Here is a 14,851-nt window from a genome sequence, read left to right as displayed (position 1 = left end):
AACTGTTTTTGTTGTCAGGGACGGAATTTAAAAGGTCTTGGTGGCGCTGGCTACAACTGTCGCCGAACAGAGGTCGTCATAGCCGTACCAACTGCTGCACTCGCTTTTCGACAAGTCGGTATCGACATAGCTCAACCCCCAGGTCACGCCGACGAAGTCGCGGGTCAGCTTGGCTTCCCACTCGTAGTAAGACTCACGGCTATCGCCATTGGCGGACCAGAACGCGGGATCATTCACATCGTTGCGCCCAAAGCGCAGGTCCAGGCCGACTTCGGCCGGCAAATCGATTTTGTAGCCCACGTAGGTGTAAAGGGTGTCCTGGTCCTCGCCGAAAAAGTTCGGCGTGTCCTTGGAGTAAAAAGCACCCAGCTTCACGCCGTACAGGTCGAGAACGGCGTACGCCTCGCTAAGGTTGAATTCGGAGTTTTTCGGGTAGTCGTACTTGATGTAGCCCAGGTCCAGGCTGATGGCGTCCGTCGCCTGCCAGTAGTAACCGGCGTAGTACTCACGCTCCTGCCGGGTGTCGAAGCCGCCGCCGAAATCCACGTTGGAGGTCCAGGCGCCGATGTACAGACCGCTGCTGTGCAGCAGCGTTGCGCCGCCCTGCACCGCCAGATCACCCAGGGTCTGCGAGATGCCGCGGGTGCGGTAGTCGCTGACGACGCCCAGGGTCATCTCCAGGCTGAAATCATCGTTGAGGACCAGGGCCTGGCTGGTCAGGGGGGCCAGTGCCAGTGCGGCGAGGGTCAATGCTGAAAGTGCGTTCATACAGTTCTCTTGTTGTTATGGCGTACGGGGAATTTCAGGCATGGCGATGCCGGGCCCCTCGCGCTACGAGGGGCTGGCTGGTTTTGCGTGAGCTGGGTGTACGCAGGTCAGGACGCGGGGGCGTAGACCTGCTTGCCGGCGAAAAAGGTGTTCAAGACTTTGGTTTCGAACAGGTCGTCATCGCTGACCTTGAACACATCGCGGTCGAGGATGATCAGGTCGGCCTGCTTGCCCGGTGCCAGCGAACCGATCTGCTGATCAAGGCGCAGGGTTTTCGCCGCGTTGATGGTGTAGGCGTAGAACATGGTCTGGCGGTCGATGCTTTCCTTGGCATTGAGTACGCCCAACGGACCTTTGCGTGTGCTGGCCTGGGCAATGGCGTTGAACGGGTTGGCGCTCGACACCGGCCAGTCGCTGCCACCGGCAATCGTCGCGCCGGCGTTATGCAGGGACCGCGCGGGATACTGGTAACCGTAGGCAAAAGCGCTGATGTAAGGTTTGACCAGTTCGACGGTGTAGGACTCGCCGGTGGCCCACAGCAGTTGCATCGAAGCGATCACGCCCAGTTCTTTGAAGCGGGGAAACTCCTTGGGATTGACCAGTTGCAGGTGCGCGATGCTGTGGGGCACGGGTGTCGGGCTGAGCTTGCGCGCATACGCCACGCCATTGAGCGCTTCACGCACCGCGCGGTCGCCGACGGCATGCATGTGCACGATCCAGCCGCGCTTTTCCGCCGCCACCACCAGTTCGCCGAAGTGCGCCGGGTCGGTCAGCAGTTGACCGTCCTTGTGGCTGTTCTTGTACGGCACGACGACTGCCGCCGTTTGTCCCGGGAACTCGAGAATGCCGTCGACAAATATCTTCACGCCGGGGAACGTCAGGTTAGGCACACCCTCGAATTGCTTCATCACCGTGGCAATCACCTCCAGGTCGGCGGGTTTGCTCTTCGGGTTGGTGACCATCAACGCGGCGACGTGGGCACTGAGTTCGCCGTTCTGCGCCAGCTCCTTGTACAGCGGCAGCACGCCGACACTTTCGGCGGTGGCATGGAAATCGAACAGCGAATCTTCGCTGCCGCCGTTCGCCGCCGCGTCCATCCAGGCGGTGACGCCGAATTGATTGTTGATTTTCACCGCCTCGCGAGCGGCCTTGAGCATGGCCTCCGGGCTCGGCGCCGGAATACCGTTGCGCACCACGTCCCAGCGGGATTCGGCGAAGTAGCCGTTAGGGGTGAAGTCCGCTTCATGGCCGACGAAACTGCGCTCTTTCTCCGGCAGGCCCTTGACCAGTGCCGCGTCGATGTTCAGACGTTTGAGCATCGCGTTGTTGGCCCAACCGGTGTGGCCGTCGATGCCACTGAAGACAATCGGTTGATCGGCCCAGCGCCCCTGGTTGAACACTTTTCCGAGCTCACGGCTCTTCTCCCAGTAGGCCGAACTGACCCCGGCCACGCTGATCACATCGCCGGAGCGGGCACGCCCGGCCTTGTCCTCTTCGATCAACCATTGCTCCAGTTCCGGCAAGGGTTTGACCTCGTCCAGCAGGTTGGCCTTCATGCTGTCGAAAGCGCCCGAGACCGGGTGGCTGTGGGTGTCGATCATGCCCGGCATCAACACTTTGCCCGCCAGGTCGATGCGCTGGGTCTTGGCATCGGCCAAGGCATTGATTTCGGCATCGCTGCCCACTTTCAGAATCTTGCCGTCTTGCACCGCTACAGCCTGCACCAGCGCCTGGCCGGGTTCGGCGGTAAAGACCTTGCCGTTGAACAACACCAGGTCAGCGGCGGCCATGGCCTGCACCGACGACAAGGCCAGCGCGGCGGCCAATAGGTTTGGAATCAATCGCATCGGAACGCTCTCTGGTTTTTATAGGGCGGATCGGGAAGTAACAGCTTGGGAAACAACCTGTGGCGCGAGCCCCAGGAACGGCGCCTTGGCCCACACGACCTTGCCGCCGACCAGCGTCAGCAGCACGTCATTGCGGCCCAGTTCCTCCTCGGGCACCTGCATGAAGTTCTTGTCGAGCACGATCAGGTCAGCGAATTTGCCGACTTCGACCGAACCCAGCACCGCGTCCAGCTTCAACTGCTCGGCGGAACCAAGGGTGATGCTGCGCAGCGCTTCGGCTCGCGACAGCGCCGGATCGGCGTTGAGTCGTCCGGCATACTTGGGGCCATAGCTGTGCGGATTGGTCGGGTCGCCGGAACGGGTGACACCGACTTTCAGCGCCAGGAATTCATCCAGCGGATCGACTGGCCAATCGCTGCCAAACGCCACTCGACCGCCGGCATGGGCGATGCTGCCCGAGGGTTCCATGCGCTCGAATCGCTCGACGCCAAGGTGATCACGGGTGCCGTCGACCGTGGACGGTGCCTGCTGTGCCCACTGGAACGACATGGTGGCCGTGACGTCCAGTGCCTTGAAGCGTGAATAGTCGGCAGGGTCGACAGACTCGGCGTGGGCGATGGCCGGGCGGAAGTCTTGACCTGGCAGTTCCTTGCGCACGTAGGCGACGCTGTCCAGTGCATCGCGCACCGCGCGCTCGCCGGTGGCGTGCAGATGTGGATCGAGACCGGCCTTGACCGCTTGCAGCAACAACGGATTGAGCACTGACGGCGGGAAGTACAGCTCGCCCAGGTTCTTGCCCGGCGTCCACTTCGGCGCCTTGTCGGTGCCGCTGTTGTGCAGGTACGGGGTCAACATGGCGCCGGTGTCCGCCGGGGCATTGATGATGCCGTCCATGAACAGTTTGACGTGGCGCATGTTCACGCCCGGCGCGACATGCACTTCGCCCTGGTCGTAGGTGCTGGCCAGGGCCTTGGCCTCGGCGATGGTTTTCACCGGGTCGGCGGCAGCGGCGGCCGGGTCCAGCTTGATCGCCAGCAAGGCCCGGGCGGTCAGCTCGCCGGACTTTTGCAGGCTGGTGAAGGCTTTGCCGTTTTCCGGGCCCGACAGCGCATCCATGAAACTGGTGATGCCTTGCCGGCGCATGGCGTCGAGGGCTGCGCGAACCTGATTGAGTTTTTCCGCCTCGGTGGCGGGCGGCACCACGGCGGCCAACGATTCGGCGGCGCCGTCTTCGCAGATGCCGTTCGGGTTGCCGGCGCTGTCGCGTCGGTATTTGCCGTCTTCGGGGTCAGCGGTGTTCTTGTTGATGCCGGCCAGTTCCAGGCCGCGAGAGTTGGTCAGCACGGTGTGAAAGTCGGTGGAGCGCACCTGGATCGGACGCCGGGTCTTGAGCGCATCCAGGGTCGATTTGTCCGCGTCGCCGTCGAGCCCGGTCATGCCCATGCGATCCCAACTGCCCACTTCCAGCCACACGTCCGGGCCCTTGTCCTTGTCGGCATCGAGGCAGGCCTGGATGCTCGCCTGAAACTGCGCGCGGGTCATGGTCTGGTATTTCAGGTCGCACAGCGTCATGGCGCGGCCGCCATCGCCGGGATGCATGTGCGCATCGACAAAACCGGGCATCAGCATGCGCCCGGCCAGGTCGATCAGTTGTGTTTGTTTGCCGATGTAGCCGTCGACCCCGGCATCGCTGCCGACATAGACGATCTTGCCGCCCGAAATGGCAATGGCCTGCTGCACGGAATTCTGGCCATCGACGGTGTAGACGTAGCCATTGCGCATGACCGTGTCGGCGGGTGTCGCCGCCAACGCCATGCCGGAAAATGCCGTCGTCGCCGCAACGGCGACAAAAAGCCTGGAAAGTCTCAAATGCCTCACCCCTGTTCTTATTGTTTTGAAGCGGTCCGAGGCGACTGCGCCAGCCCCTGATAGACAGGGCCTACCCTATAGGGCGCAGCGTTCGAATGGACCTCTGCAAATGAGGAGGGGTGAGGCAAATAGTTGAAATGACGCGATTAATCGCGGCGCGCAGACTCAATCAACGAACCGGGCGAACGCAGGACCGAACCCAGTTCCACCTTGCTTTTCACGCCGAGCTGCAAATAGCAATTGCGCAGGTAGGTACGCACGGTCGCCGGGCTAAGGGACAGGAGTTTGGCGATTTCCTTATAGGAATGGCCGGCGGCGAACAACATCGCCGCCGTGCGTTCCCGAGGCGCCAGGCCTTCGGCCCGTGATGGCGCTTCGAGGGACAAGATGACATGTTCGGCATTGGGGCTCAGGGTCAACGCGCAGCGGCCCAAACGAACCACGCAGGGCGCTTTTTGCAACTGTGAGACAACTTCGACCGGCAGCATTGAACCGTTCCAGCCGGGCAGTTCACGCTGAATCGCTGCGCACAGTCGGGCGCCGACATACAGCAGGCTGCCGTCCATGCGCGCAACACCGAAGTCGCTTGCGCCGTCATCGGTGTCGAAGCGAATCATGTCCTGCACCTGGAACCGCCACAGCTGGAACAGGTGATCGCAGAATGCCGAAAACAGCTCGGCCTCGTGTTCATCGAAATGCTGTTCGTGCTGGCCGCGGTAGAGACAAACGAAGAACATCAAGCCACTCTCGGGCAACTCAAAGGTGATGCCCATCAAGTGGTAGAGATCGTAACGCCGGGCGAAATCGTTGACGGCTTCGCACGGGTCGTTGAACCCTTTATCACGCACCACCTCGCCGGGTTGACTCAGGGTGGTATGGGAGAACTGATCGTTTGCCGCCACCGGATGCCATTCGGCGGCAAAGGATTCAGGGAGATTGATGCTGCCGTGCATCCAGCTCTGCGGGACGACATTGGGACCCGGCGTAGACATTTCGCCCCACCAGGCCGACGCAAACGGCACCAGTTGACCGAATGCCTGCAAACCGTCGGCGATGAAGCGCGACGCGCCACTTTCCCGCGCCAGCCGTCCAACGTGCAACACGCAGCGATTGAACGCCTTCAGCGTGGCCATGGACGTGTTGTCGCCGGCCTTGATCTCCTCCTCAATCATTGCGATCCCGTTCACTGCATGGTTTTTGTCGTCTGGACGATGCCATAGGCTCGGGAAGGGGTCCAGCGCACTTTGACATCAGCAGTTACAAACCACTGTGCAACCCGTACAACGATGGTCGGCGGTCCTTGTGCAGATCATTGCGGGCACTGATGCGCTTGTTGCGCGCCTCGGCGAGGTTCAGGGTGGCCAGCAACATCTGCTCGCCGCCCTGCTCCGCCGGCCCGGCCAAAGGGTAGCCATCGGCATCGACGATGACCGAGCCTTGCACCCAGCCGACTCCACGCTCATGGCCATAACGATCACAGGCGGCGATGAACATGCGGTTGACCGAGGCATTGGCCTGCACCCGCAGCACTTCGGCCGGGCGCTCGGTCTGCGGCCGCGGACCGTCGGGCCAGTTGACCGGCGCGCACAGCAGATCGGCCCCGGCCAGCGCCGCAAGACGCACCCACTCGGGGAACTCCAGGTCGTAGCAGATCAGCATGCCCAGCCGCCCATGCACCGTTTCGACTACCGGTGGCGGCGCATCGCCAGCGGTGAAGATGTCCTTCTCCGCATCCCACAGATGCGCCTTGCGGTACACCGCGCGCAGGCCGTTGGCGTCGATCATCGCCGCGCTGTTGGCCAGTTCATCACCGGGCAGGCGCTCGCAGAATCCGCCGACGATCACCAGGTTCAGCTCACGGGCCAGGGCCTGCCACAGTTGCAAGGTCGGGCCGTCCACGGTTTCCGCCAGCGACAGCGCCTCAAAGCGGTCAGCGAACAGATAGCCGCTCTGCACCAGCTCGGGCAGCACCACGACTTGCGCGCCCTGTAAGGCTGCCCGGCGGATCGCGCGTTCGGTGAGCGTGCGGTTGTAGGCCAGGTCGCCGATTCTCGGTGCCAGTTGACAACAGGCGACCACGGTATTTTTTACGCTGTTCAACGCCCTGCCTCCGCAGATGAATAGGTCATGGCGACGATGTCGCTTTCACTCAGCGCGTCGATCACCCGGCGTTCGGCGGCCAGATCGATCGAACGGCTGAGCAGGTAATACGTCAGGCCCGACACCACCAGGCCCACCAGCCAGGCGATGTCCACGCCTTCCAGCACTCGCGCCAGCGGGCCGACGAAGACCTCTTTGCCGGCGGCGGCATCGTAGATGTAGAAGAACGGCACCATGGCGGCGAAGCCGATCAGGTACGAGACGATGCCGCGAAATTGCCAGGCGCCGTAGATGCCCTTCGGCGTGAAGAAATGCGGGATCGCATAACGACCCTTGCGCACGAAGAAGTAGTCCACCAGATTGACGGCGGTCCACGGCACGAGGAAGTACAGCAACAGCACCAGGAAGGTGTTCAACAGCGCGATGCCGTCACCTTTGATCGACAGCACGCAGGTCAACAGAATGACGCTGATCACACTGATCGACAGCACACGGGCGCGGGGTGTCGGGGTGATTTTCCTGATCGAGTCGACACCGGTCAGCAGCGTCAGCATGGCGCTGTAGGTGTTGAGGGCGATGATCGGCAGGAAGCCCGCCACCGAGACGATCACCAGCAGATTGCCCAGCCCCGGCACCATCGAGGAGCCGACCTGGTTCAACGCCACCAGCGCATCCGCCGCTTTCAGCTCCTGCGCCAGCCAGGCGCCGAGGCCGATCATCCAGCTGCCGGACAACGAGGCGCCGATGAACACCGCCGCGATCAGTTTCGCCCGGCTGGTGTTTTTCGGCAGGTAACGGGAATAGTCAGACACGTAGGGTGCATAGGAAATGTTGTAGCTGGCACCGATGGCGAACAGCGTGGCGAAGGCCACCCAGTTGAAGCCCAGGTCGGCCGCTGGCGTGACGCCTTCCTGGCCCGCGCCGAACATCAGGGCGATGGTCACCAGTGCGTACAGCGGCAAGGTCGCCAGCAAGGCCCACTTGAAGGCCTTGTGCATCAGGTCATGGCCGTAGATCGACAACAGCGCGCCGATCAGCACCACGGTCACGGCGACGATGGTCGGGTCGATGCCGAACACATGTTCAAGGCCGTTCATGATCAACGAGATGTTCACCACGTTGAAACCGACGAACACAAACATCGTCGCCATCAGCGCCAGGATCACCCCGCGATAGCCGAACTGGGCGCGGGACTGGATCATCTGCGGCAGGCCCATTTCCGGGCCTTGTGAGCCGTGGAACGCCATGAAGATGGTGCCGAACATAATGCCCAGGGCACCGGCGAGCATGGTCCACAGCGCAGACAGGCCGAGGCTCGGGCCGACAAAACCGATGGAGATGGTGAAGAAGTGGAAGTTGCCCAGGAACCAGAAAGGGCCCTGACTGCTGAGTTTGGCGTGACGTTCGTTTTCCGGGATGTAGTCGATGGAGTGGCCTTCGATGGCCAACCCGCCGCTCGCCTCGGTGGCGTGCGCAGACACTGGGGAACCTGACATACGATTGTTCCTATGCTGTTGTTTGTTGTTTTTGTGGGTATAGCGCTCGCTACGACGTCCAGTTCAGGTGAAACTCCAGAAAAAACTGACGATGACGCTGGTTTCACGGCAATGTAGGGCGTGAGTCCGGGCAGTAAAATATCGCAGGCACACTGTTCACATAGATCAGCATCTATGTAAGCGAGAATCGGGAGACCCCATGCTGGGAACTGTAACGGAACTGGATCTGCGCCTGATCCGGGTATTTCTGACCGTCGTCGAAGCGGGCGGCATCTCGGCGGCACAAACCGCCCTCAACACCACACAACCCACGATCAGCGCGCAGTTGGCGACGCTGGAAGCCCGGGTCGGTTTCCGCCTGTGCGAACGCGGGCGCGGCGGGTTTTCCGTGACACCCAAAGGCACTCAATTCATCGAGGCGGCCCGGCGCTTGCTGGCGGCGGCCGAAGGTTTTCGGGTCGAGGTGCAGCACATCAACCGCAAAGTCTCGGGCAGCATCAACATCGGCCTGCTGGGGCAAATCGACCCGGTGGCGAACAGGAAAATCGGCCAGGCCATTGCCCGTTTGCGGGCGCGGCACGAAGGGCTGTACTTCCATTTCACCGAACTGTCGTCGTCGCTGCTGGAAGAAAAAATCATCAACGGCCATATCGACCTGGCCATCGGTTACTTCTGGCATCGCCTGCCCAGCATCGATTATTTCCCGCTGTTCCCGGAAACCCAGATCGCCTATTGCGCGCCCTCGCACCCGCTGTTCGGACAAGTCGGCGCACTGACCCGGGAAGATGTCAGCGGGTTCGACTGGGTCTGGCCGAGCCATCCCCTGCCGGAAATGCCGGCCCCCACGTCCATCGAGCGCCTGACCGTGCTCACCGACAGCATGGACGGCGCGGCCCTGCTGATCCTGTCCGGTCAGCACCTGGGGTTTCTGCCGCAGCACTACGCCACCCGCCATGAACAACTAGGGCAGTTACACCCGCTGAACCCGGATCTGTTGCGCTATGAGGTGAGCTTTCATGCGGCGGTGCGGCATTCGGCGCGGCAGCGGGACCTGGTGAGTGCGTTTCTGAATGAGCTGATCGAGATTTTCGGGGCGGTGTAGGTCCTGTGGGAGCGGTGGGTCAGTCAACCCGATGCCGGCTGTAACGACGCCATCGCGAGCAGGCTCGCTCCCACAGGGGGTGGTGGGTGTACACAAGATCCGGGAGCAACCGAAATTACTGTGGGAGCGAGCCTGCTCGCGATGGCGGTGGGCCAGTCGATATCAATGTTGAATGTGCTGGCCTCATCGCGAGCAGGCTCGCTCCCACAGGGGGTGGTGGGTGTACACAAGATCCGGGAGCAACCGAAACTACTGTGAGAGCGAGCTTGCTCGCGATGGCGGTGGGTCAGCCGATATCAATGTTGAATGTGCTGGCCTCATCGCGAGCAGGCTCGCTCCCACAGGGGGGTGGTGGGTGTACACAAGATCCGGGAGCAACCGAAACTACTGTGGGAGCGAGCCTGCTCGCGATGGCGGTGGGCCAGTCGATATCAATGTTGAATGTGCTGGCCTCATCGCGAGCAGGCTCGCTCCCACAGGGAAACAGGGTGGGTTCAGAAGTGGATGTCCTTGGCCGGGACTACGTCGATCCGCGCCACGGAACCGGTCAGGCGCTTCAGGTCCTTGTTGTGCTCGGCGATGATGTCTTCGGCGGTCAGGTTGCCGTTGTCGACGGTGGAATGGGCATCGCCCGCCAGCACCACGTCGTAGCCCAGTTTCAGGGCCTGGCGCACGGTGGCGTTGACGCAATAATCGGTCTGCAGGCCGCAGATGACCAGGCGCTCGAAGTCCTCTTTCGGCAACAGTTTTTGCAGGTTGGTCTGGTAGAACGAATCCCCGGTAGTCTTGCGCACGCGATGGTCCTTTGGCGAGGTTTCCAGACCTTCAGCCAGTTGCCAGCCGGCAGCGCCATGGGCCAGCGGGCTGCCCGCTTCTTCGTGCTGGATCAGCACCACGGGCACTCCCGCCTTGCGCGCCCGGGCAGACAGGTCATTGATGGTATTGATGACTCGTCCAATCTCGAAGCACTCGTACTCCCCGGAACACAAAGCCTGTTGGACGTCGATGATTAACAACGCAGTGGTCATGATTTCCTTCCTTGAATCGTCGATGGATCAGGGGACGAACATAAGCCCGTCCCCCTCCGGACACAACCCTCAATAACCGAGCGACAACCCGGTGTTACGCCGTGGGTCGTTCGCCCCGTAGAAACGGTTATTGCCGACCGGCTTGCCACCCAGGGACGGCGCGCCGACCAGGATCGCCGCCAGGTGGTTGGCATCCTGTGGACCAGCAAACTTGTGGCCCCAGCTTTCGAGGATTTTCACTGTGTCCGGGCTGGTGGTGAAGGCTTCCAGGTTGGTTTCCTCCGGCAGCCACTGCTGGTGAAAACGCGGTGCATCCACCGCTTCCTGGATGTTCATGCCGTAGTCGATCACGTTGAGCATGGTCAGCAAGGTCGCGGTGATGATGCGGCTGCCACCCGGCGTACCGACCACCATCACCACTTTGCCGTCCTTGGTGACGATGGTCGGGCTCATGGACGACAGCGGCGCCTTGCCGGGCGCGATGGCGTTGGCCTCGCCCTGCACCAGGCCGTACATGTTCGGCACGCCGATTTTCGAGGTGAAGTCGTCCATTTCATCGTTGAGGATGACCCCGGTCTTGCTCGCCATCACGCCGGCACCGAACCAGTCATTGAGGGTGTAGGTCACCGACACCGCGTTGCCCCACTTGTCGACGATGGAGTAATGCGTGGTGTTGCTGCCTTCATGGGGCGCTACACCGGGTTTGAGTTCACTGGAAATCGCGGCTTTTTGCGGCTTGATCGCTTCGCGCAGCTTGGTCGCGTAGTTTTTATCCAGCAAGTGGGCAATCGGGTTCTTCACGAAATCCGGGTCGCCCAGATAGCTGTTGCGGTCCACATAGGCGTGGCGCATGGCCTCGATCTGATAGTGCATGCCCTGGGCCGAGTGATAGCCCAGATCCTTCATCGGATAGCCTTCGAGGATGTTCATGATTTCGCAGATCACCACGCCGCCGGAACTCGGTGGAGGTGCGGAAACCACGTGGTAGCCACGGTAGTCGCACTCGATGGGCGCCAGTTCACGGGTCTTGTATTTGTCGAGGTCGGCCTGGGTGATGATGCCCTTGTTGGCCTGGCTGGAGGTGACGATGGCGTCGGCCACCCAACCTTTATAGAAACCGTCGGCGCCTTTCTCGGAGATCTCCCGCAAGGTCTTGCTCAGGTCCTTTTGCACCAGTTTCTGGCCGACCTGCATCGGCTCGCCTTTGCTCAGGAAGATCGCGCCGGAATCCTTGATGTCCTTCTTGAACATGTCGGTGGCATAGTCCAGCAGATCGACGTCGCCCTGCTCCAGCACGAAACCGTCTTCGGCCAGCTTGATGGCCGGGGCGATGATTTCCTTGCGCGGTTTGGTGCCGTACTTGGACAGCGCCAGTTCCATGCCCGAAACGGTGCCCGGCACGCCCACGGCCAGGTGGCCACGGGTACTCAGATCGGGAACGACGTTGCCCTCCTTGTCCAGGTACATGTTGGCGGTGGCGGCCAGCGGCGCTTTTTCACGGAAGTCGAGGAAGGTCTTGCGCCCGTCCGCCAGTTGAATGGTCATGAAACCACCACCGCCGAGGTTGCCTGCCGCGGGGTACACCACCGCCAGCGCATAGCCGACCGCGACCGCCGCATCCACGGCATTGCCGCCGTTCTTGAGCACATCCACGCCCACATGGCTGGCCAGGTGCTGGGCCGTGACCACCATGCCGTTTTCCCCGGTAGCCGGGGCCACGGAGGCGGCATGGGCGGTCAGGCAGCTGAGCGCCAACGAGGTCGCAATCAGCGATTTGGCAAAAGGTTCGTACTTCATGAGTCGGTCTCTTCTTGTCATTAAACAGGGAAACGTTTCAAAAGCCGTTGCCAAGTATGGTCGGGATTACGTATTGCGCCTCCCCGTCGAGGCAGTATCCTTAACGCCTGTTCAGCAATTTTGCGCGAGCCCTGGCATGACCTCTACCTGCACCACCGTGTCTTCACCCGTGGGCCAGTTGAAGCTGGTCGCGAACGGTTCACGACTGGCGGCCATCCTCTGGGAAAACGACAAACCGGGCCGGGTGCGCCTGGGGCCGATGAGCGAAGCGCCGGACAATCCGATCCTGGTGCGCACGGCTGCGCAGCTACGCGAATATTTTTCCGGCACCCGCGATCGCTTCGAACTGGATCTGGATTTTGCCGGCACGGAATTCCAGAAGAAGGTCTGGGCGGCGCTGCTGACCATCCCGTTCGGCGAGACCCGCAGCTACAGCCAGATCGCCGAACAGATCGGCAACCCGGCGGCGGTCAGGGCGGTGGGTGCGGCGAATGGCAAGAACCCGATTTCGATCGTGGCGCCGTGTCACCGGGTGATTGGCGCGTCGGGCAAGCTCACCGGGTTTGCCGGTGGGCTTGAGGCGAAGGCGTTGTTGCTGACGCTGGAGGGTGGGCAATGGCCTGGCACGGCACGCCTGCCAGGCTTTTGATCATGCTTGGGCGAAGAGGTTTTTCATCGCTGCATACTGCAACAGCATGATGGTCTTGGCGTCGCAGATTTCGCCACGGTAAAACGCTTCGAGCGCGTTATCGAACGTCCACTCCAGCACTTCCAGCTCTTCGGTTTCCGCCTCCAGCCCACCACCGTCGCTGACTTTCGACTTCGCGTCGTATTCGGCAATGAAGAAGTGCAGTTTTTCCGTCACCGAACCGGGGCTCATGTACGCCTCGAACACCTTCTGCACATGGTGCACGCGGTAACCCGTCTCTTCCTCCGCTTCATCGCGGATACGGTCTTCAGGCGCCGCGCCTTCCAGCAGCCCCGCCGCCACTTCGATCAACAGCCCATCGTGACCGTTGACGAACACCGGCAGGCGAAATTGTCGAGTCAGTACCACAGTTTTCTTTTCGCGGTTGTACAGGAGAATCGCCGCGCCATTGCCACGGTCGTAAACCTCCCGGACCTGGCGTTGCCACTCGCCATTGTTGCGTTGGTAATCGAAGGTGATTTTCTTGAGCAGGTACCAGTCGTGGGACAGCACCTGAGACTCCAGGATGTTGACCCGCTCGGCAGTGTTCGACATGACAACGCGTCCTGTTATTGGTCTGAAGGGCCCTATGTTAAGTGAAAACGGACAGCCTTTGCCCCCTCAGGCAAGCTGCGCCTTGTACTCCTTCTCGTATTGTCCGGCCAACGACTCTTTCTGTTTGTCATCGAGCAGCTTGCCGGCCATCTGGAAGAACTTCTGCTCTTCTTCCTCGAGGTGGTGATGCACCTTCTCCGAGAGCTTTTTAGCGGCCACCAGCCAGGCCGGGCTGGACATCTCGGTGTCGTCCAGTTCTTCCATCATTTCATCCATTTCGTGATGTTCGGCAATGCCATGACGGCTGAGGTCGACTCCGTTGTCGAACTCCATCAACGGGATGTAGAAATGCCGCTCTTCGGCCGTGGCGTGAGCCTGCAATTCAGACTTGAGTCGTTTGTAGGCCTCGACACGTTCGGGGCTGTCGCCGCTGGTGTGGATCAGGGCTTTGGCGTAGGTACGTTGGCGTTCATGGCTTTCGCGCAGGGCTTCGAAGATATTCACGGCGTGTCCTCATCGGTCGCACTCTGGAATGACGCGTACTAATGAATGACATCTGCGCGCAGGCGACGGTTCCACCTGCCGGGTACTGATGGAACATTGGCGGCGACCACGTTAGGCTGCGGTTTCACTGCCATAAGGATATAGCCATGAACCTGCGTATCGAACTGTCGAAAAACCCCACGGAAGAACAACGCCAGGCCATCCTCAAACCCTTGCGCGCCTACAACGGCTCGAAGGCCGAAGGTAACGTGCCTGAGCACATCGCCTTGCTGGTGCGCGACGACAACGACGAGATCCTCGGCGGCCTGCATGGACGATTGTTTTACCAGTGGCTGTACATCGACTTGCTGGTGGTGCCGGAGCAGGCCCGGGGACAGGGCCTGGGTTCGCGACTGATGCAGATGGCCGAGGACCTGGCGCGGGAACGACGCTGCGTCGGGCTGTGGCTCGACACCTTCGAATTCCAGGCACCTGGGTTCTACAAGAAATGCGGCTACAGCGAGATCGGGCACATTGCCGATTACCCGCCGGGCCACAAGCACTACTTCTTCCAGAAGCGCCTGAATTACTGACCAACACACAAAACCACTGTAGGAGCGAGCCTGCTCGCGATGGCGGACTGTCATTCAACATTGATGTCGACTGACTTACCGCTATCGCGAGCAGGCTCGCTCCTACAGGGGTATGCAATAAACCTTCAAATCACAGACAAGTCGCCAACGCCGCCAGCCGGCGTTTGGCCACGAAATCGTCCTTCTGCGCGTAATAGCTCAACACCGTGCCCGAGGCATCGGTGGTCACGTCGACGAAGGACTCCGCCGAGCGGGTGTAAACCGTCGTGCCGCCCTTCTCCCCTGGCTGCAAATAGGCAGCCGCATCGACGCCGAACACAGCCTCGTCCTGCCAGGAAAACTGCACGCACTGGGCGACGTCTTTTCCCGGTTTTTCCGAGGTCAGGGTCTTGTACGGGGCTTTGGTGCGGGCGTCGTTCATCGTCGAGCCGGCGCATCCGGCCAGCAACGTCACGGCCAGCGCCACCATCAGAATTCGCATTGCATTCACTCATCGGGAAAAAGCGGACTTTATCACCCCGGCAG

14 protein-coding genes are annotated in these 14,851 nt (G+C 61.2%); 3 read left to right on the top strand and 11 right to left on the bottom strand.

What is annotated here, in order from left to right; translation table 11 throughout:
* Positions 1–27: 27 nt before the first annotated feature.
* From AC3ITA_RS10230 to AC3ITA_RS10205, 6 genes are all read right to left on the bottom strand, one after another.
* Positions 28–768: a TorF family putative porin gene (locus AC3ITA_RS10230; protein WP_489280168.1), complete on the bottom strand. Its 741-nt coding sequence runs from the start codon at positions 766–768 to the stop codon at positions 28–30.
* 107 nt (positions 769–875) lie between these two features.
* Entirely contained in the window at positions 876–2,615 is a 1,740-nt protein-coding gene (locus AC3ITA_RS10225) for an amidohydrolase (protein ID WP_095943750.1), read from the bottom strand.
* Positions 2,616–2,633: 18 nt separating this feature from the next.
* Positions 2,634–4,430: an amidohydrolase gene (locus AC3ITA_RS10220; RefSeq protein ID WP_489280766.1), complete on the bottom strand. Its 1,797-nt coding sequence runs from the start codon at positions 4,428–4,430 to the stop codon at positions 2,634–2,636.
* Positions 4,431–4,630: 200 nt separating this feature from the next.
* Positions 4,631–5,656 carry a helix-turn-helix transcriptional regulator gene (locus AC3ITA_RS10215; RefSeq protein ID WP_256589065.1) on the bottom strand — a complete coding sequence of 342 codons (1,026 nt, stop codon included), beginning with the start codon at positions 5,654–5,656 and terminating at the stop codon, positions 4,631–4,633.
* 85 nt (positions 5,657–5,741) lie between these two features.
* Entirely contained in the window at positions 5,742–6,584 is an 843-nt protein-coding gene (locus AC3ITA_RS10210; protein WP_095943748.1) for a nitrilase-related carbon-nitrogen hydrolase, read from the bottom strand.
* Positions 6,581–8,080, bottom strand: a complete 1,500-nt coding sequence (locus AC3ITA_RS10205) for a purine-cytosine permease family protein (protein ID WP_489280167.1) — start codon at positions 8,078–8,080, stop codon at positions 6,581–6,583. The genes AC3ITA_RS10210 and AC3ITA_RS10205 overlap by 4 nt, the downstream gene beginning before the upstream one ends.
* A gap of 199 nt (positions 8,081–8,279) precedes the next feature.
* On the opposite strand from AC3ITA_RS10205, the gene AC3ITA_RS10200 reads away from it, so the two are divergent.
* Positions 8,280–9,182, top strand: coding sequence for a LysR family transcriptional regulator (locus AC3ITA_RS10200; protein ID WP_489280165.1), 903 nt, complete (start codon positions 8,280–8,282; stop codon positions 9,180–9,182).
* Positions 9,183–9,676: 494 nt separating this feature from the next.
* Here AC3ITA_RS10200 and AC3ITA_RS10195 read toward each other — a convergent pair whose 3' ends face one another.
* Together AC3ITA_RS10195 and ggt are read right to left on the bottom strand one after the other, a co-directional pair.
* Positions 9,677–10,210 carry a cysteine hydrolase family protein gene (locus tag AC3ITA_RS10195; RefSeq protein WP_095943745.1) on the bottom strand — a complete coding sequence of 178 codons (534 nt, stop codon included), beginning with the start codon at positions 10,208–10,210 and terminating at the stop codon, positions 9,677–9,679.
* A gap of 69 nt (positions 10,211–10,279) precedes the next feature.
* Complete coding sequence (gene ggt, locus AC3ITA_RS10190; RefSeq protein ID WP_489280164.1) at positions 10,280–12,007, bottom strand: gamma-glutamyltransferase; 1,728 nt, start codon at positions 12,005–12,007, stop codon at positions 10,280–10,282.
* Between the two features lie 136 nt (positions 12,008–12,143).
* Here ggt and AC3ITA_RS10185 point away from each other — a divergent pair, with 136 nt between their 5' ends.
* Positions 12,144–12,656 (top strand): methylated-DNA--[protein]-cysteine S-methyltransferase, encoded by a 513-nt coding sequence (locus tag AC3ITA_RS10185; protein WP_095943743.1) that lies wholly within the window; start codon positions 12,144–12,146, stop codon positions 12,654–12,656.
* Here the strand turns inward: AC3ITA_RS10185 and AC3ITA_RS10180 are convergent, their stop codons facing one another.
* Both AC3ITA_RS10180 and AC3ITA_RS10175 read right to left on the bottom strand, forming a co-directional pair.
* Positions 12,657–13,250, bottom strand: coding sequence for an NUDIX domain-containing protein (locus AC3ITA_RS10180; RefSeq protein ID WP_095943742.1), 594 nt, complete (start codon positions 13,248–13,250; stop codon positions 12,657–12,659).
* A gap of 66 nt (positions 13,251–13,316) precedes the next feature.
* Positions 13,317–13,754 (bottom strand): hemerythrin domain-containing protein, encoded by a 438-nt coding sequence (locus tag AC3ITA_RS10175; protein ID WP_095943741.1) that lies wholly within the window; start codon positions 13,752–13,754, stop codon positions 13,317–13,319.
* Positions 13,755–13,900: 146 nt separating this feature from the next.
* Here AC3ITA_RS10175 and AC3ITA_RS10170 point away from each other — a divergent pair, with 146 nt between their 5' ends.
* Positions 13,901–14,326, top strand: coding sequence for a GNAT family N-acetyltransferase (locus AC3ITA_RS10170; protein ID WP_095943740.1), 426 nt, complete (start codon positions 13,901–13,903; stop codon positions 14,324–14,326).
* A gap of 130 nt (positions 14,327–14,456) precedes the next feature.
* On the opposite strand, the gene AC3ITA_RS10165 is transcribed toward AC3ITA_RS10170, so the two are convergent.
* Positions 14,457–14,807, bottom strand: a complete 351-nt coding sequence (locus AC3ITA_RS10165) for a hypothetical protein (RefSeq protein ID WP_414928100.1) — start codon at positions 14,805–14,807, stop codon at positions 14,457–14,459.
* Positions 14,808–14,851 lie beyond the last annotated feature (44 nt).

Source organism: Pseudomonas sp. GL_090 (assembly GCF_057837765.1).
Note: the sequence above shows the minus strand (reverse complement) of the source record. Positions and strands in the feature narration are given on the sequence as shown.